A 23110-nucleotide genomic window follows, 5' to 3' on the forward strand; every position below is an offset into this window, starting at 1 on the left:
CCCTGCCCATGACGGCGACGACCGCCGCGAACGAACCGCCCGCCGCCCCGGCCGCGGGCGGTCACCCCCAGCGCTGGCTGATCCTCGGCGTCATCTGCCTGGCCCAGCTCACCGTGCTGCTCGACAACACCGTCCTCGGCGTCGCCATCCCCTCGCTGACCACGGAGCTCCACGCCTCCACCAGCGACATCCAGTGGATGATCAACGCCTACTCGCTCGTCCAGTCCGGCCTGCTCCTGACCGCGGGCAACGCCGCCGACCGCTACGGCCGCAAGAAGCTGCTCGTCGCCGGACTCGCGCTGTTCGGCCTCGGTTCGCTCGCCGCCGGCCTCGCCGACTCCACGGCCCAGCTCATCGCCGCCCGCGCGGGCATGGGCGTCGGCGGCGCGCTCCTCATGACCACGACCCTCGCCGTCGTCATGCAGATCTTCGACGACTCCGAGCGGGTCAAGGCGATCGCGCTCTGGGCCACCGTCAGTTCGCTCGGCTTCGCCGCCGGGCCGCTCATCGGCGGTGTCGTCATCGAGCACTTCTGGTGGGGAATGATCTTCCTCATCAACATCCCGGTGGCCCTCGTCGGCCTGATCGCCGTCATCAAGCTCGTACCGGAGTCGAAGAACCCCCAGGGCGACCGCCCCGACCTGCTCGGCGCGCTGCTCTCCACCATCGGCATGACCGCCGCCGTGTACGCGATCATCACGGGCCCCGAGCACGGCTGGACCTCCGCCGAGGTGCTCGTCCCGGCCGCCATCGGGGTCGTCGTGCTCGCCGCCTTCGCGCTCTGGGAGCTGCGCACCCCGTACCCGATGCTCGACATGCACTTCTTCCGCAACCAGAAGTTCGTGGGGGCCGTCGCCGGCGCGATCCTGGTCATGTTCGGCATGGGCGGCTCGCTCTTCCTCCTCACCCAGCACCTGCAGTTCGTGCTCGGCTACGAGCCGCTGGAAGCCGGCCTGCGGATGGCGCCGCTCGCGCTGACCGTCGTCGTGCTGAACCTCAGCGGCGTCGGCCCGCGGATCGTGATGAAGCTCGGCACCCCGCCCACCGTGGCCGTCGGCATGACCCTGGTCGCGGCCGGGCTCGGCTCGATCGCCCTGATCGGCGGCGGCACGGACGGCACCTACTGGGGCATGCTCCTCGGCCTGGTCCTGATGGGCACCGGCCTCGCCGTCTCCAACCCGGCCATGGCCAACGCCATCATGAGCGCGATCCCGCCGGAGAAGGCCGGTGTGGGAGCGGGCATCAACGGCACCCTCGCCGAGTTCGGCAACGGCCTCGGCGTCGCCGTCCTCGGCGCCGTGCTCAACGCCCGCTTCGCCGCCCTCGTCGCCGTTACCGCGACCTCGCTGCCCGCCGCCCTCGCGGCGGCCGGGACCGACGCCGAACGGGCGGAGATCTCCGGCGCCTTCGCCTCCGGCCTCCAGACCAGCCAGCTCGTGGGCGCCGTCGCCGTCTTCGCCGGCGGTCTCCTGGCGGCGGCCCTGCTGAAGCGGGCCGAACGCACGGAGAAGTCCCTTGCCGCCGAGCAGCCGGCCGCTGCCTAGCATGGTCACCCTGGTCACGGACCACTGACAGACGGAGGAACGCGATGGTCAAGGCAGCCGAGCGGGCCAAGAACCCGGCGCGTTCCAGCGTCTGGCTGGAGAAGCGGGCCGCCCGCAGCGGGGGCGGCCCGGCCGGGCTCGACCGCGACCGGATCGTCGCCGCCGCGATTCGGATGCTCGACGAGGAGGGCCTGGCCGGACTGTCGATGCGCAAGCTCGCGGCCGAGCTGAACGTCACCGCGATGTCCCTCTACTGGTACGTGGACACCAAGGACGACATCATCGAGTTCGCCATGGACAGCGTGTACGGCGAGTTCGACCTCGCGGCGATCGACGCCGCCGACGGCTGGCGGGACATGATCCGGGTGCTCGCCCTCGAATACCGCCGAATGCTGGTCCGCCACCCGTGGATGTCGCCGAGCGCCGGGCAGTACCTGAACATCGGCCCGCACGCGATCGCCGTCGGCGGCAAGATCCAGGAGGCGATGGGCGGCACCGGCCTGCCGATCGACCGTCAGCCCAGTGCGACCTCGGCGGTCTTCCAGTTCGTGTACGGCTACGGGACGATCGAGTCCCAGTTCGGGCGGCGTGCGGCGGAGGCCGGGATGTCGCAGGACGACTTCTACGTGGAGTCCGTCAAGGCCTTCCGCGAGAATCCGGGTTTCGCGGATGCCATCGAACCCATGGCGGAGATCCTCGACGAGCGGGCCTCGCACGGCAGCGTCACCGAGATCTGGGACCGGGACTTCGCCTATGCCCTGGACGTCCTGATCGCCGGCATCGAGGCGATGGTTTCACGTGAAACCGAGGCACGTGAAACGGGAACACCGCGGAGCTGAAAGCGGAACATGACGGAGCGGCGGGCCGTCCCCTGCCCGCCGCTCCGTACTCGACCCGGCCGCGCCTCCGCTCGAAGCGCCGCCGGGAGACCAGTCACCCCTTGTCAGCCGTCTCCGAGCCGCTCTTCAGCGCGACCTCCTTGATGAACAGCGTCACCACGAAGGCGAGCAGCGCGAAGGGCGCGGAGTAGAGGAAGACATCGGCGACGCCGTGTCCGTACGCGTCCTCCATGACCGTCCGGATGGGGGCCGGCAGCTTGTCCATGTCGGGGATGCCGCCGCCCGAGCCGCCCTGGCCCATGGCGCCCGCGGCCTTCGGGCCGAGTTCGGCCAGGCCGTCCTTGACGTAGTTCGCGACCCGGTGGGCCATGACCGCGCCGAGCGCCGAGACACCGATCGCACCGCCGAGGGAGCGGAAGAAGGTGACGACGGAGGAGGCGGCGCCGAGGTCGGCGGGGGCCACCTGGTTCTGGGTGCAGAGCACCAGGTTCTGCATCATCATGCCGAGGCCGAGGCCGAGGAGCGCCATGAAGAGCGCGATGTGCCAGTACGCCGTGTCGTAGCGGATCGTGCCGAGCAGACCGAGGCCGCCGGCGGCGAAGGCGCCACCGCTGACCAGCCACGCCTTCCACCTGCCGGTCTTGGTGATGACCAGACCGGAGACGGTGGAGGAGACGAACAGGCCCGCGATCATCGGGATGGTGAGGACGCCGGACATCGTCGGCGACTCGTTCCGCGCCAGCTGGAAGTACTGGCTGAAGAAGACCGTGCCCGCGAACATCGCGACGCCCACGAAGAGCGAGGCGAGCGAGGCGAGGGTGATCGTGCGGTTCCGGAAGAGGCGGAGCGGGATGATCGGCTCGCTCGCCTTCGACTCGACGAGGACGAAGATCCCGCCGAGGGCGATCGCGCCGAGCACCATGACGGCCGTCTGCCAGGACATCCAGTCGTACTTGTCGCCGGCGAAGGTGACCCAGACGAGCAGCAGGGAGACGGCGGCGCTGATGAACAGGGCACCGGCCCAGTCGACCTTCACCTGACGCTTCACGACCGGCAGCTTGAGGGTCTTCTGGAGGACGACGAGCGCGATGAACGCGAACGGCACGCCCACGTAGAAGCACCAGCGCCAGCCGAGCCAGTCGGTGTCGGTGATGACGCCGCCGAGCAGCGGGCCGCCGACGGTGGCGACGGCGAAGGTCGCGCCCAGGTAGCCGCTGTACCGGCCGCGCTCACGCGGGGCGATCATGGCGGCCAGGATGATCTGGGAGAGGGCGGTCAGACCGCCGACGCCGATGCCCTGGACGACACGGCAGGCGATGAGCATGCCGGTGCTCTGCGAGAGACCGGCGACGATCGAGCCCGCGACGTAGATGATCAGGGCTATCTGGACGAGCAGCTTCTTGGAGAAGAGGTCCGCGAGCTTGCCCCAGAGCGGGGTGGTCGCGGTCATCGACAGCAGCGCGGCCGTGACCACCCAGGTGTAGGCGGACTGCCCGCCGCCCAGGTCGGTGATGATCTGGGGGAGGGCGTTGGAGACGATCGTCGACGACAGGATGGCGACGAACATGCCGAGCAGCAGCCCGGACAGCGCCTCCATGATCTGCTTGTGCGTCATCGGGGCGCCGCCGGAGGCGAGGTCCCCCTCCTTGGCGCTCCCGCCGCGCACACCGGTCTCTGGTGTGGTCGTCGTAGCCATCAACTTCCTTCGTTCTCAAGCGTGGTGGGCCCGGCAGTCCCCGAAGGAATCGCGGAGTCGGGCGAGCAGACGGGTGAGCAGCTCGACGTCGTCGTCGGACCACTCCACGAGGGTGCGGGCGAGCATGTCGGTCAGCCGTCGGTCGAGGACGGCGAGCATGTCCTCGCCCGCGTGGGTCAGGTGCAGGATGCGGGAGCGCCGGTCGGCGGGGTCGGGCAGTCGCTCGACCCAGCCGCGGTCCACGGTGTGGGCCACGTGACGGCTGCTGACGGACATGTCGACGGCCATCAGCTCGGACACGCGGCCGATCCGCATGTCGCCGTGGTGGTGGAGCAGGGCGAGGACGATCGCGGATCCGCTGGGGCACTCGGCCGGCAGGGTCCGCGCGAGTCCGCGCTTCACCGCTCCGATGGCGCTCACCTGGCGGGCGAGGTTCTCGTACCGATTGGCTGTGTCCATCGGGTACTCCATGGTCCGGGCACTCCACACATCTTGTTGCTTAGGGCAACCATAGAGATGGATGGTTGCTCCAGGCAAACTAAATCGGTCAAACGGCGCTAAAGAATAGGCAAAGGTGGGCCGGGGGTCGTTCGCCGCGGGGTCGAGGGCGCGATCTGGGCGGTGGGCTTGGGCCCTCCACCCCGACTTCGCTAGGGTCCTGGCCCATGGCACACAACCCCCAAGCACCGTACGGCCAGGGCCAGCCTCAGGGTCAGAGCCCCGAGGGTTACGACCCCGCCGGCAACACGCAGATGTTCCGCGCCTTCGTCGACGAGGCCCCGCAGCAGCGGCAGCCGCAGGTCGTGGCTTCCTCGGGCGGCCCGCGGGTCGGCATGATCGTCGGCGTGGTCGCGGTGATCGTCGTCCTGGCGGCGGTCGCCTGGCTGGCGCTGACCTGACCGCTGCCCACGCTCCACACGCCCAGGGTGGGCCGGATCCGCATCACGCGGCCCCGGCCCACCCTTCTTTTACGGAGCTACGGAGCTACGGAGCTACGGAGTCACGGAGTCACGGAGTCGAGCGCGGGCGCGAGCATCGCGAACGCCTCCCCGATGAGTGCCCCCGCGTCCGCGGGGCTCGCGGGGCTTTCGGCGTGCTCCCCCTCGCTCCACCGGCGCAGTACGGCGTCGAAGGCGGCAAGCGCCATGCCCACGGCGAGCCGGGGGTAGAGATCGGCGTCGGGGTCGCGGCCCAGGCGGGCCGCCAGCTCCTCCGTGAGTTCCTCGCGCCACTCCGCCTGGTGCTCCAGGAAGCGGGCGAGCAGCGCGGGCGTCCGCAGGATCAGCCGGACCACCGGCAGGGCGCGCTCGGCGTGTTCGCCGCAGAGGGTCAGAGGTACGGAGACGGCGTGCAGCAGCGCCTCGGAGGGGCGCTCCCCGGGGGGCCGGGCGGCGAGTCCGGCGCGCATGTCGGCACCCATGTCGGCCAGGAACTGGACGACCACGTCCTCCTTGGACGCGAAGTACCGGAAGAAGGTCCGCTTGGAGACCCCGGCGGTGGTCGCGATCTCGTCCACGGTCACCGCGTCGAAGCCCTTGAGGGCGAGCAGCTGGAGGGCCGCCTCGGTGAGTTCGGTCGCGACGAGCTGTCGCTTGCGCTGGGCGAGGCTGACTTCGGGGCGGTTGCTCACGATGTCGATGGTACCGGGTGCCCCGTACGACACCAAGGCGCTCTCTTGACACTCGGTGACACAGACGGCAGCGTGTGTCGTATGACCAAGAAGCAGCGCTGGACCGCCGAGCTGATCCCGGACCAGACCGGGCGTACCTTCGTCGTCACCGGAGCCACGAGTGGCCTGGGCCTCGCCACCACCCGGGCGCTCGCCCGCCGGGGCGCGCGTGTGGTCCTCGCCGTGCGGGACGAGGAGAAGGGCCGCGCGGTCGCCGAGGGCCTGGCGGCGAGCGGTGCGGCGGCGGGCGCCCTCGACGTGCGACGGCTCGACCTCGCCGACCTCGCATCGGTGCGGGACTTCGCCGGCCGGATGCGCGAGGAGCATTCCCACCTCGACGTGCTCATCAACAACGCGGGCGTGATGGCCCCGCCCCGCACGCTCAGCCCGCAGGGCCACGAACTCCAGTTCGCCGTCAACCACCTCGGCCACTTCGCGCTGACCGGGCTGCTGCTCGACCTGCTCGCCGCCGGGGGAGGGAACGGGCGTGACCCCCGGGTGGTCACCGTCAGTTCGATCAACCACCGCCAGGGGAGCCTCCGCCACGACGACCTCAGCGGCGAACGCGGCTACACGCCCATGGCCTTCTACAACCAGTCGAAGTTCGCCAACGCCGTCTTCGGGTACGAGCTCCACCGGCGCCTGGCCGAGGCCCGCAGCCCGGTCCGCAGCGTCCTCGCCCACCCCGGGTACACCGCCACGAGCCTCCAGACCCGGGACACGCGCGGCCTGCTGCGGTTCCTCCTCGGGAGCGTCGGAAACCCCCTGATCGCCCAGGCGCCGGAGCGCGGTGCGCTGCCGCAGCTGTACGCGGCGACCGAATCGGGCGTGGCGAGCGGCGAGTTCATCGGCCCCGACGGCCTCGGGGAGCTGCGCGGTGCTCCGACCCGGGTGCGGCTCTCGGGCGCGGCGGCCGACCCTGCCGCGGGCCGCCGGCTGTGGGAGCTGTCGGAACGGCTGGCCGAGGTGCGCTTCCCCGTCACCGCCAGCTGACGGTGACCTGCTCGGTGTCGATCCGCATGCCGAGCGGGACCCGCCAGGAGTCCACGCAGACGGTGTACGTCTCCGTCCGCGCCGCCCCGGCGGCGATCGGCGCGGGCAGCGGCTGGGTGGAGGTGAGTGTCGCCCAGTCGACGCCGAGGGCGCCGATGACGTGCGTGGCGAAGGTGACCGTGCCCGACTGGGCGGCTCTGCCGCCGCTGTTCCGGAAGGTGACGGTCACCCGCTCGCACCAGCGCCGGCCCCCGTCGGAGAGAAGGGGCGCGGAGACGGTGAGCAGCGCGGGCCCGGGCGTCGGGACGGGAGTGGTGGGGGCCGGTGCGGGGGCGCCGGTGCCGGGCGTGGGCCGGGAGGGCGGGGCGGAGGGGGTACGCGGAGGAGTACTGCCGCCGGGGCGCGGAGCCGGACCGCCGGTCGAGCCGGAGCCACCCGTACTGCCGGGCGCGGGCACGGTCGTCGGAGCCGTACCAGACCCGGAACCCGTGCCCGTACCCGTACTGACATCCGTACCGGAGGCACCGGAGGCACCGGAGCTACCGGAACCACCGGAGCTACCGGAACCACCAGAGCTACCGGAACCACCCAACCCCCCCGACATACCGCCCGCAGAGTCCGCCGACGACATACCCGGTCCCTGACCGCGGCCCCCCTCCGGAACCGCGTCCGGTGACGGCGACGACGTGCTGGAGGTCGTACCGCTGGCCTTCGGGTCGTCCAGGGGGACCAGGGCGACCGAGCCCGAGGGGGTGGCCGTGCCTTTCGGTGAGGGGCCGGCGCCCACCGCCGCGTACCCCTCGCCGTCTCCTCCGCCGCCACAGGCGGTCAGCGCCCCGCCGAGGCAGAGCGCCACCGCTACGAGTCCCGGCTTCCTTCGCCTCATGGGCGCCAGTGTGACTGACGTACCGTCAGAAAGGGAGCCGTTCAGTGAAACCGGGCTTCGGTCTCACTCCCCGATGAGGCCCTCGCGCAGCTGGGCGAGGGTGCGGGTGAGGAGCCGCGAGACGTGCATCTGGGAGATGCCGACCTCCTCGCCGATCTGCGACTGGGTCATGTTGGCGAAGAAGCGCAGCATGATGATCTGCCGCTCCCTGGGCGGCAGTTTGGCGAGCAGCGGCTTGAGCGACTCGCGGTACTCGACGCCTTCCAGGGCCGTGTCCTCGTAGCCCAGTCGGTCCGCGAGCGAGCCCTCGCCGCCGTCGTCCTCCGGGGAGGGGGAGTCGAGCGAGGAGGCGGTGTACGCGTTGCCGACGGCGAGGCCGTCGACGACGTCCTCCTCCGACACCCCGAGTACGGCGGCGAGTTCGGGCACGGTGGGCGAGCGGTCGAGCTTCTGCGCGAGCTCGTCGCTGGCCTTGGTGAGGGCCAGGCGCAGCTCCTGGAGCCGGCGCGGGACCCGCACCGACCAGGAGGTGTCGCGGAAGAAGCGCTTGATCTCACCGACGACCGTCGGCATCGCGAACGTCGGGAACTCCACGCCCCGTTCGCAGTCGAAGCGGTCGATCGCCTTGATCAGTCCGATGGTGCCGACCTGGACGATGTCCTCCATCGGCTCGTTCCGCGAGCGGAAGCGGGCCGCCGCGTACCGCACGAGGGGGAGGTTGAGCTCGATGAGGGTGTCGCGGACGTAGGTCCGCTCCGGGCTGTCGGTGGCGGCGCCTTCGGTGTCGAGGGCGCGCAGCCGCAGGAAGAGGGAGCGGGAGAGGGTGCGGGTGTCGAGGGCTCCGGACGTGACGACCATCGGCGGAGGCGCGGCCTCCGCGCTCAGCACGGTCTCCACGCTGTCGGCCGCGGTCGGCGCCGTCGTCTGCGCGGGCACGGGAACGGGCGTGAGCGTGAGCACCTTCGAGCTGCCCAGTTCTGTGGACATGCCACCCCCTTGAGGTCGCGGACGGTCGCGGTGGCCGCGACCATCTGAGGAACGCAGCTTCCACCTGAATACCGGCGGCGGGGCTGCGGCAAACTCGGTTCCAGCAGAATGTCACATGTCGGCAACACGCTGTAGTGACTTGTCGACAAGGTGAGGGTGCATTTCCACAGGAAACAAGGGGTGTACGGCATTTGGGGTGCCGGAGAACTGCTCCGAACCGGTCTACCCGTTCTGATTACGCCTCGATCCTGTTTGCGGACCTCAATCGTGCGAAGCTGCGGGCGAGGAGCCTTGACACATGCATCTGGGAGACGCCGAGCTCCTGGCTGATCTGGGACTGCGTCAGATTGCTGTAGTAGCGCAGCATCAGGATCCGCTGCTCCCGCTCGGGCAGTTGTACGAGCAGATGCCGGACGAGGTCGCGGTGTTCGACACCGGCGAGGGCGGGGTCCTCGTAACCGAGCCGGTCGAGCAGTCCGGGCAGCCCGTCGCCCTCCTGTGCGGCCTCCAGGGAGGTGGCGTGGTACGAGCGTCCCGCCTCGATGCAGGCGAGCACCTCGTCCTCGCCGATCCGCAGCCGTTCGGCGATCTCTGCGGTGGTGGGGGAGCGACCGTGAGCGGTCGTCAGGTCCTCGGTGGCGCCGTTCACCTGGACCCAGAGCTCGTGCAGCCGGCGCGGGACGTGCACGGTGCGGACGTTGTCGCGGAAGTACCGCTTGATCTCCCCGACGACCGTCGGCATGGCGAAGGTGGGGAACTGCACGCCCCGGTCGGGGTCGAAGCGGTCGATGGCGTTGATCAGGCCGATCGTGCCGACCTGGACGACGTCCTCCATCGGCTCGTTCCGTGAGCGGAAGCGGGCCGCCGCGTACCGCACGAGCGGCAGGTTGGCCTCGATGAGGGCCCCGCGGACCCGGTGGTGTTCCGGAGTGCCCGGTTCCAGGTTCTTGAGCTGCCCGAAGAGCACCTGGGTGAGGGCGCGGGTGTCGGCGCCGCGGGTGCTCTGGGGGCGGGTGCGCGGGGTCTCCGCGCTGCCTGCCTCGTGCTGGGGCGGGACTTGAGGTGCTGTACTGGCCGGCACGTTCACGCCACCCCTTTGGCTGGTCTTGCTGGTCGACTGGGTCAACTACGGTCAACTCATCCGTCAAAAGCGGTCATAGCATCACAAGACATGTCCACTGTGTGCAAGCACCGCATAATGACGTGTTGAGTGCATGATGGTGGAAAAGGGGAGGTCACGCACCGAAAAAGCCCCCCGCCTCGACGGCAGGGGGCCTCCGTACGAAGGGGGTAGAGGGGACTAGAAGGCGTAGTCCGCGATCACCCAGGTCGCGAACTCGCGCCACTGGGCGACACCGGCCTGGTGCGCCGGGTGCTCCAGGTACCGCTGGAGCGCTTCCTTGTCCTCGACGGCCGAGTTGATGGCGAAGTCGTACGCGATCGGCCGGTCCGTGATGTTCCAGTCGCACTCCCAGAACGTCAGCTCCGGGATCTGCCCGCCGAGCGCGCGGAACGCCTCGACGCCGGCGACGACACGCGGCTCGTCACGGGCGACGCCCTCGTTGAGCTTGAAGAGGACCAGATGGCGGATCACGCGGGGCTCCTAATTGATGAGTTCGGTCATGAACTGGCCGACTCCCTGAGCGGCGCTGGCAATGCCCTCGAACCCTACCTGCACGAGATCGGCGGCCCTCTCCGGAGAGGTGACGATCGTGTACAGCACAAAGACGGCGACCGCGTACAGCACGACCTTCTTCGCTTGCACCACTGCCCAGCCCTCCCCTGTTCCCCCGCCGTACGACCGCGCCACTCTAACCGAGCACTTATGGACCAAGGGCCCGGAGATCGAGGTCTTTTGCCACCCCCCGGAAGGGTGACGGGCGAGCAGGATGGATGTTGAGCCCGGAGGATCTGGCAGGAATCCGAAGGGCTCGAGGAACCGGCCCGCACTGCGGGGTCCGCGCCGCGAGCTTCCCCCCCGACCGCGGCGCGCGACTTGTAGGACCGGTTCTCATCGGGGGGAGCGGCTTGTCCCCCCGATGCCGCTCCCCCCGTCCTACAGCCAAGGTCCCGGGACACGCCGAAGGGCCTGGTGCTGATGCACCAGGCCCTTCGATCGAAGCGGTAGCGGAGGGATTTGAACCCTCGGTGACTTGCGCCACACTCGCTTTCGAGGCGAGCTCCTTCGGCCGCTCGGACACGCTACCGAGAGAGATCTTAGCCGAAACTTCCGCTGTGATGAAATCCGATTCCCGACGCAGGTCGGAGCCGGGGCAGGGGGCCGTGGCCGGGTGCGGTCAGCGGGTGCGGAAGAAGGCCGTGAGCTGCTCCGCGCACTCCTCGCCGAGCACGCCGTGGACGACCTCGGGGCGGTGGTTGAGCCGCCGGTCCCGTACGAGGTCCCAGAGCGAGCCGGCCGCGCCCGCCTTCTCGTCCAGGGCGCCGAACACCACCCGCTCGACCCGCGACTGGACGAGGGCGCCCGCGCACATCACGCACGGCTCCAGGGTCACGACCAGCGTGCAGCCCGTCAGGCGCCACTCGCCGGTCGCCGCGGCGGCCCGGCGCAGCGCGAGCACCTCGGCGTGCGCGGTGGGGTCGCCGGCCGCCTCCCGCTCGTTGTGGGCGCGGGCGATCACCGAGCCGTCGGGCGCGAGCACGACCGCGCCGACCGGTACGTCACCGGCCGGCAGGGCCGCGTCGGCCTCGGCGAGAGCGAGCCGCATGGCGTCCCGCCAGGGATCCCGGACGGGATCGGGTACCGCGTGTGCCACTAGCGGACGGCCTCCAGGACCTCGGCCGCGCCCAGGGCGTCCGCGATCTCCGCGAGCGCGTCGCTCTCGAGCGCGAGCAGGTCGGCCGGCGCCATGCCGAGGTCGGCGAGGATCAGCCGGTCACCGACCGGGGCGGCCGGCACGGCCTCAGCGGCGACGCCGGTGTCCTCCTCTTCGTCGTCGTCCGTGACGCCGTCGAGCGGCTCCCCGTCCTCCGTACCGTCCAGGTCCAGCGACTCGAGCTCGTCGACGATGTCGTCCAGGTCGTCACCGAGGATCTCCCGCGTGAGGATCTCCCCGTACGAGGAACGGGCGGCGGCGGCGCCGTCGGAGACGTAGATACGAGGGTCTTCCTCACCCTCGACGCGTACGATCCCGAACCACGCGTCCTCCTGCTCGATGAAGACGATCACCGTGTCGTCGTCCGAGGCCTCACGGGCCAGCTCGGTCAGATCCGACAGGGTCTCCACGTCGTCGAGCTCCGTGTCGCTCGCTTCCCACCCGTCTTCGGTGCGCGCGAGCAGTGCGGCGAAGTACACCTGACTCTCTCCCACTGATCAGAGGTGTGACGATCCGGCGGCGCCCTGCTGATGCCCCGCCCAATCGGCATCGTGACAGAAACGACGCCCACAGGAGAGGTCTTCGGCTCTTGCGTCGTGCATCAGTCTGAACGACCCCGCGATCGGGTGGGCGTGCGACCCCGGCGCACACAGGGGGCGCACAGCGGGACACGCCGGGGACACGCCGGGACCGACCCGGCGGGGCCCGGCGGCGCGCGGGACCGCGGCCCGGCGGCACGCGGGAGTGCCGCTTCACCAGCGGAACGTACGCATCCGCATGGCTTGGCGCATCCGGGCGGCCCGCGCCCGTCTCGGCTGGACGCGCTCGCGCAGCGCCTTGGCCTCGTTCAGCTCACGAAGGAACTGGGCGCGGCGCCTGCGGCGCTCCGCGTCCGTCTCCTGCGCCGGCTTGCGGGCCGCCCGCTCGGCGGCGCCCTTGGCCGGTTCTTCCAGGTCGGGCATCGGCACTCCACCCCATCGCTGGGTCCCCGTGTCTCCCCCCGTGTCCCCACCTTCCCCCAGCGGCGTGGGTCGATGCCAGTGTGGGGCGGGCTACTGTTGAGTCATGCGTCTCCACGTCGTCGATCACCCGCTGGTCGCCCACAAGCTCACCACGCTGCGCGACAAGCGCACGGACTCCGCGACCTTCCGTCGGCTCTCCGACGAGCTGGTCACCCTGCTCGCCTACGAGGCCACCAGGGACGTCCGGACCGAGCAGGTCGACATCGAGACCCCCGTCACGCCCACGACCGGCGTCAAGCTGTCGTACCCGCGTCCGCTGGTGGTCCCGATCCTGCGCGCCGGTCTCGGCATGCTCGACGGCATGGTGCGGCTGCTCCCGACCGCCGAGGTCGGTTTCCTCGGCATGATCCGCAACGAGGAGACGCTGGAGGCGTCGACCTACGCCACGCGGATGCCGGAGGACCTCTCGGGCCGCCAGGTGTACGTCCTGGACCCGATGCTGGCGACCGGCGGAACCCTGGTCGCGGCGATCCAGGAGCTCATCAAGCGCGGCGCGGACGACGTGACCGCGGTCGTGCTCCTCGCCGCCCCGGAGGGCGTCGAGGTCATGGAGCGGGAGCTCGCGGGCACCCCGGTCACCGTCGTGACGGCCTCGGTCGACGAGCGCCTCAACGAGCACGGCTACATCGTCCCGGGCCTCGGCGACGCGGGCGACCGCATGTACGGCTCCGCCGAATAAGCGCACGCCGGCTCCGCCGAATAAGCACACGCCGGCTCCGCCGAGTAGATCCCGGGGATCCTCAGCACTTTCCGGTCGGTACGGGCGCGGGCTTGGTCAGGGCGACCAGGGCCGCGTCCGCCGTCGCTTTCGGGGCCAGATCCTTGAAGGCGGTCCCGATGATCAGGTCCACGTCCGCCGTGCCCCGGGTGTCCGTCTTGGTCGTGGCGCCCTTGAGCTGGGTGCCGAGGACCGGGAAGGCGCCCTTGGAGGCGGTCGTGGCACCGAGCAGCAGGCCGGCGCCGGGGACCTTCTTGTCGTAGGCGGCGGGCGCGTTCCCCACCTTGCCGATCTTGAAGCCGCGCTTCTTGAGCTCGTCCGCGGTCGACTTGGCGAGACCGCTGCGCGGGGTCGCGTTGTAGACGTTGACCGTGATCTGGGCGGGCTTGGGAAGGGCGACGGCGGGCGGGGCGGTCGCCTTGGGCGCGGGTTTGCAGTCGGCCTGTTTCCCGGCGGTCGTCTTCCTGCCCTCGTCGCCGGAGAAGACGTCGACGAGCTGGAGCGTGCCCCAGCCGGCCGCGCCGAGCACGACCACTGCGGCGGCGGACGCGAGGACGATCCTGCGCCGGCGGTGGGGGCGGCGCATGCGCGGGTAGACATCCCCCGTGATGCGGTACTTTCCGCCCATTCCGGGGGGAGTGAGCATGCTCATGAACGCAGCGTAATGCCGCCCGTCGGCGATGCCTACTTGATGATCATGTGATCGCGTCCGGATGGGGGCGAACTGACTCCGAAAGGGTCAGTGGGAGCGGGGCCGGTCGGCGCCGTCTCAGTCCATTTCCAGGACGCGGGCGTGCAGCACCTGGCGCTGCTGGAGTGCCGCGCGGACGGCGCGGTGCAGTCCGTCCTCGAGGTAGAGATCGCCCTGCCACTTCACGACGTGCGCGAAGAGGTCGCCGTAGAACGTGGAGTCCTCGGCGAGCAGCGTCTCCAGGTCCAGCTGGCCCTTGGTGGTGACCAGCTGATCGAGACGGACCGGGCGCGGGGCGACGTCCGCCCACTGCCGGGTGCTTTCCCGGCCGTGGTCGGGATACGGCTTTCCGTTTCCGATGCGCTTGAAGATCACACGGAAAGCCTACCGGGCCAGTGGCTCCCGGCGCAGCTATGCGCGGGCAGTGGGATGCTGGTTCGAACCGTGACAAACCGGATGTGGGGTGTCGTGATGAGCGAGAGCGCGCAGCCACCCGTCGCCGGGAGAACCGCCGAGACCACCGCCGAGACCACCGCCGAGATCGCCACCGGGTACGCCTTCGAGGGCCCTGCACTCGATCTGGGGGCCCTGCTCTGGGACGGCGACTGTCACCCGGACGCGTCGATCCGCATCCCGCTGCCCGTCCTCAACCGCCACGGCCTGGTGGCCGGCGCGACGGGCACCGGCAAGACGAAGACACTCCAGCTGATCGCCGAGCAACTGTCGTCGCACGGGGTGCCCGTCTTCCTCGCCGACATCAAGGGCGACGTCTCCGGGATCTCGGCCCCCGGCGAGGACGGCGAGAAGATCCGTGAGCGGGCCGCCCAGGTCGGGCAGAGCTGGGCGGGCAAGGGCTTCCCCTGCGAGTTCTACGGGCTCGGGGGCACCGGCCCCGGCATCCCGGTCCGCGCCACCGTGACCAGCTTCGGCCCCGTACTCCTGTCGAGGGTGCTCCAGCTCAACCGGACGCAGGAGCAGTCGCTCGGCCTGATCTTCCACTACGCCGACTCCAAGGGCCTGGAGCTCGTCGACCTCAAGGACCTGCGGGCGGTGGTCGCCTTCCTGGTCTCGGAGACGGGGAAGGCCGAGCTGAAGGGGATCGGCGGGCTCTCGACGGTGACGGCCGGGGTGATCCTGCGGGCGCTCACGGCCTTCGAGCAGGAGGGCGCGGGCGGGTTCTTCGGGGAGCCGGAGTTCGACACGGCCGAGCTCCTGCGGACGGCGGCGGACGGGCGCGGGATCGTCTCGGTCCTGGAGCTGCCGGCCGTACAGGACAAGCCGCGGCTCTTCTCGACCTTCCTGATGTGGATGCTCGCGGACCTCTTCCACGACCTGCCGGAGGTCGGCGACCAGGAGAAGCCGAAGCTGGTGTTCTTCTTCGACGAGGCGCATCTGCTCTTCAGGGACGCGTCGAAGGCGTTCCTGGAGTCGATCACCCAGACCGTGCGGTTGATCCGCTCGAAGGGGGTCGGCATCTTCTTCGTGACGCAGACCCCGAAGGACGTCCCCTCGGACGTGCTGGCCCAGCTGGGCAACCGGGTGCAGCACGCGCTGCGCGCCTTCACCCCGGACGACGCGAAGGCGCTCAGGGCGACCGTACGGACCTTCCCGAACTCGCCGTACGACCTGGAGGAGGTCCTCACGGGCCTCGGCACGGGCGAGGCGGTGGTCACCGTACTGAGCGAGAAGGGCGCCCCGACGCCGGTGGCGGCGACCCGGCTGCGGGCGCCGGAGTCGCTGATGGGCCCGATCGACGCGGGGGCCCTGGACGCGGCCGTGAAGGGCTCGGCGCTGTACGGGCGGTACGCGGAGGCGGTGGACCGGGAGTCGGCGTACGAGAAGCTGACGGCCGAGCAGACCGACGCCCCCCGGCAAGCCGCACCACGGGAAACGAGGGCTCCTCGCTCGCAGGAGGAGGAGCCCTCGCTCGCCGAACAGGTCGTCGGCAGCGGGATCTTCAAATCCCTGGCCCGGTCGATCGGCACCCAGCTGGGCCGGGAGATCATCCGCTCGATCTTCGGTACCGCCCGCCGCCGACGGTGAGGCCGGTGACTACTCGGTGACCTCGTGGTGGTCGTCGTGCAGGCCGCCGCCGCTGCCCGCGTCGCCCTCGGTCGGGACCGAGACGACCGGCTTGCGCAGGGAGGAGATGTCGTGGGCGTAGGTGCCCACGGCGTTGGCGATGACGTCGATGTTCACGTCGAAGGCCGTCATGTTGATGTTGTTGATGTCGTCGCCCTTGGCGTGGTAGTTCACGTCGTACGCGACACCCGCCGTGCCGCCGAACTTGGCGGCCTGACCGGCGGTCTTGATGCCCTCGGCGCCGGTGAAGGTGCCGCCGGAGGGGATGCCGACCTCGATGAACGGGCCGTAGTCGGAGCGGCCGGTGAAGTCGGTGCCCTCGTGCGGGGCTCCGCGCTTGTCCATGAAGTCGTTGATGTCCCGCTCCAGCTGGGCGGAGCCCTCGGGACCTGCGCCGGCGCCGACGCCGTCGGAGTTGTCGCCGTCGTACACGAACAGGCCGTAGTTCGGCGAGGCGATCATGTCGAAGTTGAGGTAGAGCTTGATCTCGTTCTTGTCGAGCGCGGTGAGGTTCTTGACGTAGTGCTCGGAGCCGAGGAGGCCGTTCTCCTCGGCCGACCACCAGGCGAAGCGGACCTTGTTGCGGACCTTGTCCTTCGACTTGGCGAGCTCCAGGGCGGTCTGGAGGAGACCGGCGGAGCCGGAACCGTTGTCGTTGATGCCGGGGCCGGCGGTGACCGAGTCGAGGTGCGAGCCGAGCATCACGGTGTTGGCGGCGTTGCCGCCCTTGGTCTCCGCGATGACGTTGTTGGTGGAGCGCATCTCCTGGAGCTGGCGGATCTCCACGGAGAGCGTGACCGGGCCCTTGGCGAGGTCGGCGGCGAGCTTCTCGCCCTCGGCCAGGGTGATGCCGCCGGTGGGGATCTTCCCCGAGGCCGCGTCGCCGAGGGTGCCGGAGAGGACGCCGTCCGCGTTGTTGTAGATGACGGCGGCGGCGGCACCGGCCGCGGCGGCGTTCTGCTGCTTGATCGCGAAGGCGCAGCCGCCGCGCTTGATCAGCGCGATCTTGCCGGTGAAGGTGCCGGAGGCGAAGTCGCCCGGCTCGCAGCCGGTGGTGCCGTCGGCGTCGACGGGCACGGCCGCGAGGGCCGCCGTGATGCCGCCGACCGGGGTGGACTTGGTGTACGTCATCGCCTTGATGTCGAGCGCGCGGGGCGCGGGGGCGACGACGGAGGCCTTCTCGGCGAGCGTCTGCGTGTACTCGAAGTCGAACCGCTGGTACGAGACGTTGTAGCCGGCCTTCTTGAGCTGCGTGTACACGTAGGCGGCCGAGGCGTCGTGCCCGAGCGAACCGGCGGCGCGGTGGCCGCCGGCCGAGTCGGCTATCGCCTGGAACTTCTGCAGGTGCTTGAAGGCGTCCTGCGCGGAGGTTTCGCGGACCAGCTTCTTCGCCAGCTTGGCGGCATCGCGGGCGGGTGCGGCCGTGGGGTCCTGCCCCGCGGTGGCGGGGGAGGCGAGGACCATCGGGGTGGCGAGGGCGGCGGCGGCCAGAATGGCCGCGGCTCGGCGCTGGGTAGCGTTCACAGAAGTCCTTCCCGTTACGGACGAGGGTTGAGGGGAAGTTAGCGATCTGCGGTGCCTTCTGTGAACACCTTCTCCACAATTCCTGTCACGTTCAGCAGGATTGCAATGTGGAGTTGTCAATTCCCGGAGGTTTTGGGTTCTTTGGCGCCTTTCGCCGCTTTTGCTGCCGCCTTCATCTCCTGCTTGTGGGCCCGCACCTTCGCGAGCGACTCGGGGCCGGTGATGTCGGCGGCCGAGCGGTACGCGTCCTGCTCGCCGTACGACCCCGCCGCCTCCCGCCAGCCGCTGGGCCGCACCCCGTACCGCTTCCCGAGCAGCGCCAGGAAGATCTGCGCCTTCTGCTTGCCGAAGCCGGGCAGCGCCTGGAGCCGCGCGAGGAGCTCCTTGCCGGTCGCCGCGTCCGCCCAGACGGCCTCGGCGTCACCCCCGTACTCCTCGACGAGGAACCGGCAGAGCTGCTGCACGCGCTGGGCCATCGAGCCCGGGTAGCGGTGCACGGCCGGCTTCTCGGAGAGCAGCGCGGCGAACTCCTCCGGGTCCCGGGCGGCGATGTCGTGCGCGTCGAGATCGTCCGCGCCGAGCCGGGTGGCGATGGTGTACGGGCCGGAGAAGGCCCACTCCATCGGGACCTGCTGGTCGAGGAGCATGCCGACGAGCGCGGCGAGCGGGGACCGGCCGAGCAGCGCGTCGGCCTCCGGTTGCTGGGCGAGATGGATCTCGGGGCTCATGCCCCGATCATCCCGTCGCGGCTGCCCGCCCGCCCGGTGGGTTCACCCCTTCGCGAAGCCGTCGATGGCGTCCAGGAGGTGCCGGCGGGTCTGCTCGCCGCCGAGGTGCCCCGCGCCCTCGACGATCCGCAGCTCGGCGTCCGGCCAGGTCTTGGCCAGCTCCCAGGCGGTGCCGAGGGGGCCCGCGAGGTCGGCGCGGCCGTGGACGAGGACGCCGGGGATGCCGGCGAGCCGGTGGGCGTCCCGGATCAGCGCGCCCTCCTCCAACCAGGCGCCGTGCGCGAAGTAGTGGCTGCAGATCCGGACGAAACCGAGGCGGGTGTCGTCGACGCGGTCGGTGTACGGGGTGCCCATGCCCTCCAGGGAGAGCACGGCGTCCTCCCAGGCGCACCAGTCGGCGGCGGCCTTGCGCCGGACGGCGGGGTCGGGGTGGTTCATGAGGGCGGCGTAGGCGGCGACGAGGTCATCGGCCCGGTCGGCCCCGCCCGTCCCCGCCCGGAAACGCTCGTGGGCCTCCGGGAAGAAGCGGGCGACCCCCTCGTACAGCCAGCGGATCTCGGAGCGGCGGGTGGTGGTCACACCGTTCAGGACGATCGCGGAGACCCGCTCGGGGTGCGCCTGCGCGTACGCCAGGATCAGCGTGGAGCCCCAGGAGCCGCCGTACAGCAGCCACCGGTCGATCCCGAGGTGCTCGCGCAGCCGCTCCATGTCGGCGACCAGGTGCGCGGTGGTGTTCACGGCCAGGTCGGCGGCCGGGCCGCTCGCGTGCGGGGTGGAACGGCCGCAGCCGCGCTGGTCGAAGAGGACGAGCCGGTACGCCTCGGGGTCGAAGTACCGCCGACTGTGCGGGGACGACCCGGAGCCGGGCCCACCGTGCACGACGAGCGCGGGCCGGCCCGCCGGGGAGCCGGAGACCTCCCAGTGGACTCGATTGCCGTCGCCCACGTCGAGCAGGCCCTGGTCGTACGGTGCGGGTGCCGGGTACATCCACCCGAGCCTAGGCCCTGTCCTCGCATGTCCGCCGGGTCCCGCCTACCGCCCCTTGATCCGTACCGCCGGGTCCTCGCACCACTCCAGGATCGACGGCCACTCCCCGTACCCCGCGTCGAGGTCGAGGTGCGCGCCGCTCGGGACGTGGTCCATGTCGAGGTCGAGCGGGACGCCGTAGTGCGTGCCGGCGCCCCCGGAGCAGTACGGGTCGTCGTCCGCGTACACGAGCCGGGCCTCGATCCCCGTCTCCGCCAGGTCGAGCCCGTCCGCGAAGGCGGCGATCTCGGGGATCGACGCGGTCACGGCACGCGAGGGCGGGGCGACGAGCAGCACCCGGTCGGCGTCCGGCCTGCGCGCACCCGCGTGCAGCCACAGCAGCACGGACAGACTGTGCGCGAGCACCACGAACTCCCCCTCGTCCGGCCGCTTCCCGTGCTCCCCGAGGGCCGCGAGCCACTCCTCGAGAACGGGCGCGTCGGGCGCGGGCAACTGCGGGTACCGCACGTCGTGCCCCCGCGCCCGCAACTCCCCGGCGAGCCAGTGCTGCCAGTGACCGGTCGGACGGTGGTTCTGGAAGCCGTGGAGGATCAGATACGTGGCCATGGCACGATCCTGCGGTCGGAGCCCGGACCCGGTCCACCACCGTCCGAGGGGCGGTCAGCCGCCCACGTACTCCCTCAGGTGTCGTGCCGTCAGGGTGTCGCCCTTCTCGACCAGTTGGGTGGGTGTGCCTTCGAAGACGATGTGGCCGCCGTCGTGGCCCGCGCCGGGGCCGAGGTCGATCAGCCAGTCGGCGTGGGCCATGACGGCCTGGTGGTGCTCGATGACGACGACCGTGTTGCCGGCCTCGACGAGGCGGTCGAGGAGGGCGAGGAGCTTGTCGACGTCGGCGAGGTGGAGGCCGGTGGTCGGTTCGTCGAGGACGTAGACGGCGGCCTTCTCCGCCATGTGGATGGCGAGCTTGAGGCGCTGGCGCTCACCGCCGGAGAGGGTGTTGAGGGGCTGGCCGAGGCGGAGGTAGCCGAGGCCGACGTCCTGGAGGCGGCCGAGGATCGTGCGGGCCTGGCCCTTCGCCGCGAGGGCCGTGAAGAAGTCGTACGCCTCCTCGATCGACAGGGACAGGACCTCGTGGATGTTCTTGCCGTTCAGCCGGTACGTGAGGACTTCGGGCGTGAACCGCTTGCCCTCGCACTCCTCGCAGACCGAGGCGACGCCGGCCGCGATGGCCAGGTCGGTGTAGACGAGCCCGAGGCCGCTGCAGCGCGGGCAGGCGCCTTCCGAGTTGGCGCTGAAGAGGGCCGGCTTGACGCCGTTGGCCTTGGCGAAGGCCGTACGGATCGGGCCGAGGAGCCCCGTGTACGTCGCCGGGTTCGAGCGGCGCGAGCCGCGGATGGGGGACTGGTCGGCGACGACGACCCCCTCGCGGCCGGGCAGGTTGCCGTGGATGAGGGAGGACTTGCCGGAGCCCGCCACGCCCGTGACCACGGTCAGGACGCCGGTCGGGATCTCGACGCTCACGTCCTTCAGGTTGTGCTGGGTGGCGCCGGTGATGGTCAGGGCGCCGGTCGCGGTCCGTACCTCGGCGCGGAGCTTCGCCCGGTGCGCGAGGTGGTCGCCGGTGAGGGTGCCCGAGGTGCGCAGGCCCGGCACGTTCCCGCTGTAGCAGATCTCGCCGCCCGCGGCCCCGGCCCGCGGCCCGAGGTCCACGACGTGGTCGGCGATCTCGATGACCTCGGGCTTGTGCTCGACGACCAGGACGGTGTTGCCCTTGTCGCGCAGCCGCAGCAGCAGGTCGTTCATGCGCCGGACGTCGTGCGGGTGCAGCCCGGTGGTCGGCTCGTCGAAGACGTACGTGACGTCGGTGAGCGGCGAGCCGAGGTGGCGGACCATCTTCACGCGCTGGGCCTCGCCGCCGGAGAGCGTGCCGGAGGACCGGTCGAGGGAGAGGTAGCCGAGGCCGATCTCGACGAGCGAGTCGAGCAGCTCGCGCAGCCCGGCCAGGAGCGGGGCCACCGAAGGGTCCTCTATCCGGCGGACGAACGCGGCGAGGTCGCTGATCTGCATCGCCGAGCACTCGGCGATGTTCACCCCGTCGATACGGGAGGACAGCGCGGCCCGGGTGAGCCGGGCGCCCTCGCACTCGGGGCAGGTGCGGAAGCCGACCGCCCGTTCGACGAAGGCCTTGATGTGGGCCTGGAGCGACTCCCGGTCCTTGGCGAGGAAGAGCCGCTGGACCTTCGGCACGAGGCCCTCGTAGGTGAAGGAGTTGCTGCCGACCTTCACCTTGCAGGACGGCTTGTGGAGGAAGTCCTCCCACTCCTGCTCGGTGAAGTCCGCGAGCTTCTTGTCGGCGTCGTAGAAGCCGGACTCGGCCATGATCCGCCAGTACCAGGAGTCCACGGCGAAGTTGGGGACGGTGATCGCGCCCTCGTTGAGGGACTTGGTCCGGTCGACGAGCTCGTCGACGTCGATGTCCGAGATCTCGCCGGCGCCCTCGCAGCGCGGGCACATGCCTTCGGGCAGGTTGAAGCTGAAGGCGCCGGAGGCGCCGACGTGCGGGGTGCCGAGGCGGCTGAAGACGATCCGCAGCATCGTGTACGCGTCGGTGGCGGTACCGACGGTGGAGCGGGAGTTGGCGCCCATCCGCTCCTGGTCGACCACGATCGCCGCACTCAGGTTGTGCAGTCCGTCCACGTCGGGGCGGGCGAGGGACGGCATGAAGTTCTGGAGGAAGGCGCTGTAGGTCTCGTTGATGAGGCGCTGCGACTCGGCGGCGATGGTGCCGAAGACGAGGGAGGACTTGCCCGAGCCGGAGACGCCGGTGAAGACGGTGAGGCGGCGCTTGGGAAGGTCGACGTCGACGTTCCTGAGGTTGTTCTCCCGGGCCCCGCGGACCTGGATGACGTGGTGGCTGTCCGCTGCGACGGGGTGGTTCATCGTTGCGCCCTCCGATGGTCGGCCTGCTTGCCGGGGAAGGGTACTCTATACATTGTATAAAATACATCGTATAAAATATCCTCCACTGGCTCTGAGCTGCGGAGATACGGCCTCTCAGAGGGGAACGGACGGACACGGCATGGCGGCGGTGAAGGGGAAGAACAGCAGCGGCGCGGGCGACCCGGCGCGCACCCTGGAACTCCTCTGGCGCGACGGATCGGCCGCTTCGCCGGCGGGGCGGCGCGGCCCCCGGCAGGGCCTCACCGTCGACGCCGTCGTCGACGCGGCCCTTGCCCTCGCCGACGCCGGCGGGCTCGACGCGCTGACCATGCGCGCGGTGGCCAAGGACCTCGGCGTGACCCCGATGACGCTCTACACGTACGTCCCCGGCAAGGCCGAGCTCCTCGACCTCATGCTGGACGCCGTCTTCCTGCGCATGGACCGGCCGCCGTTCCGCCCCGACGAGCCGTGGCGGAGCCGGGTCGCGGCGGTCGCCGACGCGAACCGGGCGCTGCACCTGCGCCACCCCTGGCTGGTCGAACTGCGGATCGTACGGGCTCCGTTGGGGCCCGGAGTGATGGCCAAGTACGAGTACGAGCTCGGTGCCTTCGAAGGGCTCGGGCTCGACGACGTGTCCCGTGACTCGGCGCTCACGTACGTCCTCGGCTTCGTGCAGTCCGGCGCGCGGGCGGAACTGGACGCGCGGGCCGTGGCGCGCGAGAGCGCGATGTCGGACGGGGAGTGGTGGGAGGCTCATGAGCCCCTGCTCACCCGGGTTCTGGACGAGACCCGGTTCCCGCTGGCGACGCGGGTGGGGGAGGCGTCGGCGACCGCGTACGACGGGCTGTACGACGCGGAACACGCGTACCGCTTCGGGCTGGGGAGGGTGCTGGACGGGCTGGGGGCGCTGGGGGGCTGAGGGGCCGGGGGCGGCGGTGAAGAGTCGGCCCTCAGGCGCGCAGCCGGAGCA

The 23110-nt window shown here is 70.7% G+C and carries 24 protein-coding genes, 1 tRNA gene and 1 pseudogene; 7 read left to right on the plus strand and 19 right to left on the minus strand.

Going from position 1 to position 23110, the window contains the following annotated elements; all coding sequences use genetic code 11:
- Window positions 1-8: 8 nt before the first annotated feature.
- A complete protein-coding gene (locus ABT034_RS04630) occupies window positions 9-1544 on the plus strand; it encodes an MFS transporter (protein ID WP_351211190.1) in 1536 nt (511 codons plus the stop codon).
- A 44-nt stretch (window positions 1545-1588) separates the two neighbouring features.
- Window positions 1589-2383, plus strand: coding sequence for a TetR/AcrR family transcriptional regulator (locus ABT034_RS04635; RefSeq protein WP_351211192.1), 795 nt, complete (start codon window positions 1589-1591; stop codon window positions 2381-2383).
- Between the two features lie 121 nt (window positions 2384-2504).
- Here the strand turns inward: ABT034_RS04635 and ABT034_RS04640 are convergent.
- Window positions 2505-3998 (minus strand): annotated as a pseudogene (locus ABT034_RS04640) (MDR family MFS transporter); the annotation flags it as partial.
- A 96-nt stretch (window positions 3999-4094) separates the two neighbouring features.
- Window positions 4095-4538, minus strand: coding sequence for a MarR family winged helix-turn-helix transcriptional regulator (locus ABT034_RS04645; RefSeq protein ID WP_351211196.1), 444 nt, complete (start codon window positions 4536-4538; stop codon window positions 4095-4097).
- A gap of 206 nt (window positions 4539-4744) precedes the next feature.
- Here ABT034_RS04645 and ABT034_RS04650 point away from each other — a divergent pair, with 206 nt between their 5' ends.
- Window positions 4745-4978, plus strand: coding sequence for a hypothetical protein (locus ABT034_RS04650; RefSeq protein WP_351211198.1), 234 nt, complete (start codon window positions 4745-4747; stop codon window positions 4976-4978).
- Between the two features lie 101 nt (window positions 4979-5079).
- On the opposite strand, the gene ABT034_RS04655 is transcribed toward ABT034_RS04650, so the two are convergent.
- Window positions 5080-5709 carry a TetR family transcriptional regulator gene (locus ABT034_RS04655; RefSeq protein ID WP_351211200.1) on the minus strand — a complete coding sequence of 210 codons (630 nt, stop codon included), beginning with the start codon at window positions 5707-5709 and terminating at the stop codon, window positions 5080-5082.
- 81 nt (window positions 5710-5790) lie between these two features.
- Here ABT034_RS04655 and ABT034_RS04660 point away from each other — a divergent pair, with 81 nt between their 5' ends.
- Entirely contained in the window at window positions 5791-6741 is a 951-nt protein-coding gene (locus ABT034_RS04660; protein WP_351211202.1) for an oxidoreductase, read from the plus strand.
- On the opposite strand, the gene ABT034_RS04665 is transcribed toward ABT034_RS04660, so the two are convergent.
- From ABT034_RS04665 to ABT034_RS04705, 9 genes are all read right to left on the minus strand, one after another.
- Window positions 6728-7198 (minus strand): hypothetical protein, encoded by a 471-nt coding sequence (locus tag ABT034_RS04665; protein ID WP_351211204.1) that lies wholly within the window; start codon window positions 7196-7198, stop codon window positions 6728-6730. The two genes, ABT034_RS04660 and ABT034_RS04665, sit on opposite strands and share 14 nt — an antisense overlap.
- A gap of 492 nt (window positions 7199-7690) precedes the next feature.
- Window positions 7691-8614, minus strand: coding sequence for an RNA polymerase sigma factor SigF (locus tag ABT034_RS04670; RefSeq protein WP_351211205.1), 924 nt, complete (start codon window positions 8612-8614; stop codon window positions 7691-7693).
- Window positions 8615-8849: 235 nt separating this feature from the next.
- Window positions 8850-9695, minus strand: a complete 846-nt coding sequence (locus tag ABT034_RS04675) for an RNA polymerase sigma factor SigF (RefSeq protein WP_351211206.1) — start codon at window positions 9693-9695, stop codon at window positions 8850-8852.
- Window positions 9696-9914: 219 nt separating this feature from the next.
- On the minus strand, window positions 9915-10208 hold the full coding sequence (locus ABT034_RS04680) for a Dabb family protein (protein WP_351211208.1): 294 nt from the start codon (window positions 10206-10208) through the stop codon (window positions 9915-9917).
- A gap of 9 nt (window positions 10209-10217) precedes the next feature.
- Window positions 10218-10382, minus strand: a complete 165-nt coding sequence (locus ABT034_RS04685) for a hypothetical protein (protein WP_198942227.1) — start codon at window positions 10380-10382, stop codon at window positions 10218-10220.
- Window positions 10383-10736: 354 nt separating this feature from the next.
- Window positions 10737-10821, minus strand: a tRNA-Ser gene (locus tag ABT034_RS04690).
- A 90-nt stretch (window positions 10822-10911) separates the two neighbouring features.
- Window positions 10912-11340, minus strand: coding sequence for a tRNA adenosine(34) deaminase TadA (gene tadA, locus ABT034_RS04695; RefSeq protein ID WP_351211406.1), 429 nt, complete (start codon window positions 11338-11340; stop codon window positions 10912-10914).
- Window positions 11341-11387: 47 nt separating this feature from the next.
- On the minus strand, window positions 11388-11927 hold the full coding sequence (locus ABT034_RS04700) for a tRNA adenosine deaminase-associated protein (RefSeq protein WP_351211210.1): 540 nt from the start codon (window positions 11925-11927) through the stop codon (window positions 11388-11390).
- 273 nt (window positions 11928-12200) lie between these two features.
- On the minus strand, window positions 12201-12410 hold the full coding sequence (locus ABT034_RS04705; RefSeq protein WP_351211212.1) for a hypothetical protein: 210 nt from the start codon (window positions 12408-12410) through the stop codon (window positions 12201-12203).
- A gap of 103 nt (window positions 12411-12513) precedes the next feature.
- Here ABT034_RS04705 and upp point away from each other — a divergent pair, with 103 nt between their 5' ends.
- On the plus strand, window positions 12514-13149 hold the full coding sequence (gene upp, locus ABT034_RS04710) for a uracil phosphoribosyltransferase (RefSeq protein WP_351211214.1): 636 nt from the start codon (window positions 12514-12516) through the stop codon (window positions 13147-13149).
- Window positions 13150-13210: 61 nt separating this feature from the next.
- Here upp and ABT034_RS04715 read toward each other — a convergent pair whose 3' ends face one another.
- Both ABT034_RS04715 and ABT034_RS04720 read right to left on the minus strand, forming a co-directional pair.
- Entirely contained in the window at window positions 13211-13840 is a 630-nt protein-coding gene (locus ABT034_RS04715) for a LytR C-terminal domain-containing protein (RefSeq protein WP_351211216.1), read from the minus strand.
- A gap of 117 nt (window positions 13841-13957) precedes the next feature.
- Entirely contained in the window at window positions 13958-14254 is a 297-nt protein-coding gene (locus tag ABT034_RS04720) for a type II toxin-antitoxin system VapB family antitoxin (RefSeq protein ID WP_015034993.1), read from the minus strand.
- Between the two features lie 96 nt (window positions 14255-14350).
- Between ABT034_RS04720 and ABT034_RS04725 the strand changes: the two genes are divergently transcribed.
- Complete coding sequence (locus ABT034_RS04725) at window positions 14351-15922, plus strand: helicase HerA-like domain-containing protein (protein ID WP_351211218.1); 1572 nt, start codon at window positions 14351-14353, stop codon at window positions 15920-15922.
- A gap of 9 nt (window positions 15923-15931) precedes the next feature.
- Here ABT034_RS04725 and ABT034_RS04730 read toward each other — a convergent pair whose 3' ends face one another.
- The 5 genes from ABT034_RS04730 to ABT034_RS04750 form a co-directional block, all read right to left on the minus strand.
- Window positions 15932-17425, minus strand: a complete 1494-nt coding sequence (locus ABT034_RS04730) for a M28 family metallopeptidase (RefSeq protein ID WP_351211408.1) — start codon at window positions 17423-17425, stop codon at window positions 15932-15934.
- 176 nt (window positions 17426-17601) lie between these two features.
- Window positions 17602-18213 (minus strand): HhH-GPD-type base excision DNA repair protein, encoded by a 612-nt coding sequence (locus tag ABT034_RS04735; RefSeq protein WP_351211220.1) that lies wholly within the window; start codon window positions 18211-18213, stop codon window positions 17602-17604.
- A gap of 42 nt (window positions 18214-18255) precedes the next feature.
- On the minus strand, window positions 18256-19200 hold the full coding sequence (pip, locus tag ABT034_RS04740; RefSeq protein ID WP_351211222.1) for a prolyl aminopeptidase: 945 nt from the start codon (window positions 19198-19200) through the stop codon (window positions 18256-18258).
- 45 nt (window positions 19201-19245) lie between these two features.
- On the minus strand, window positions 19246-19806 hold the full coding sequence (locus tag ABT034_RS04745; protein WP_351211224.1) for an RBBP9/YdeN family alpha/beta hydrolase: 561 nt from the start codon (window positions 19804-19806) through the stop codon (window positions 19246-19248).
- 54 nt (window positions 19807-19860) lie between these two features.
- A complete protein-coding gene (locus ABT034_RS04750; RefSeq protein WP_351211226.1) occupies window positions 19861-22140 on the minus strand; it encodes an ATP-binding cassette domain-containing protein in 2280 nt (759 codons plus the stop codon).
- Window positions 22141-22279: 139 nt separating this feature from the next.
- On the opposite strand from ABT034_RS04750, the gene ABT034_RS04755 reads away from it, so the two are divergent.
- Window positions 22280-23059 (plus strand): TetR/AcrR family transcriptional regulator C-terminal domain-containing protein, encoded by a 780-nt coding sequence (locus ABT034_RS04755; protein ID WP_351211228.1) that lies wholly within the window; start codon window positions 22280-22282, stop codon window positions 23057-23059.
- Window positions 23060-23110 lie beyond the last annotated feature (51 nt).

The organism is Streptomyces sp. NPDC002773 (genome assembly GCF_040295605.1).
Lineage (GTDB): Bacteria > Actinomycetota > Actinomycetes > Streptomycetales > Streptomycetaceae > Streptomyces.

Excerpts from the sequence above, each read along its gene's own strand:
- ABT034_RS04630 (WP_351211190.1), top strand. The coding sequence starts at position 9 with ATGACGGCGACGACCGCCGCGAACGAACCGCCCGCCGCCCCGGCCGCG.
- ABT034_RS04635 (WP_351211192.1), top strand. The coding sequence starts at position 1,589 with ATGGTCAAGGCAGCCGAGCGGGCCAAGAACCCGGCGCGTTCCAGCGTC.
- ABT034_RS04645 (WP_351211196.1), bottom strand. The coding sequence starts at position 4,538 with ATGGACACAGCCAATCGGTACGAGAACCTCGCCCGCCAGGTGAGCGCC.
- ABT034_RS04650 (WP_351211198.1), top strand. The coding sequence starts at position 4,745 with ATGGCACACAACCCCCAAGCACCGTACGGCCAGGGCCAGCCTCAGGGT.
- ABT034_RS04660 (WP_351211202.1), top strand. The coding sequence starts at position 5,791 with ATGACCAAGAAGCAGCGCTGGACCGCCGAGCTGATCCCGGACCAGACC.
- ABT034_RS04670 (WP_351211205.1), bottom strand. The coding sequence starts at position 8,614 with ATGTCCACAGAACTGGGCAGCTCGAAGGTGCTCACGCTCACGCCCGTT.
- tadA (WP_351211406.1), bottom strand. The coding sequence starts at position 11,340 with ATGCGGCTCGCTCTCGCCGAGGCCGACGCGGCCCTGCCGGCCGGTGAC.
- ABT034_RS04705 (WP_351211212.1), bottom strand. The coding sequence starts at position 12,410 with ATGCCCGACCTGGAAGAACCGGCCAAGGGCGCCGCCGAGCGGGCGGCC.
- upp (WP_351211214.1), top strand. The coding sequence starts at position 12,514 with ATGCGTCTCCACGTCGTCGATCACCCGCTGGTCGCCCACAAGCTCACC.
- ABT034_RS04715 (WP_351211216.1), bottom strand. The coding sequence starts at position 13,840 with ATGAGCATGCTCACTCCCCCCGGAATGGGCGGAAAGTACCGCATCACG.
- ABT034_RS04725 (WP_351211218.1), top strand. The coding sequence starts at position 14,351 with ATGAGCGAGAGCGCGCAGCCACCCGTCGCCGGGAGAACCGCCGAGACC.
- ABT034_RS04730 (WP_351211408.1), bottom strand. The coding sequence starts at position 17,425 with ATGGTCCTCGCCTCCCCCGCCACCGCGGGGCAGGACCCCACGGCCGCA.
- ABT034_RS04735 (WP_351211220.1), bottom strand. The coding sequence starts at position 18,213 with ATGAGCCCCGAGATCCATCTCGCCCAGCAACCGGAGGCCGACGCGCTG.
- pip (WP_351211222.1), bottom strand. The coding sequence starts at position 19,200 with ATGTACCCGGCACCCGCACCGTACGACCAGGGCCTGCTCGACGTGGGC.
- ABT034_RS04745 (WP_351211224.1), bottom strand. The coding sequence starts at position 19,806 with ATGGCCACGTATCTGATCCTCCACGGCTTCCAGAACCACCGTCCGACC.
- ABT034_RS04750 (WP_351211226.1), bottom strand. The coding sequence starts at position 22,140 with ATGAACCACCCCGTCGCAGCGGACAGCCACCACGTCATCCAGGTCCGC.
- ABT034_RS04755 (WP_351211228.1), top strand. The coding sequence starts at position 22,280 with ATGGCGGCGGTGAAGGGGAAGAACAGCAGCGGCGCGGGCGACCCGGCG.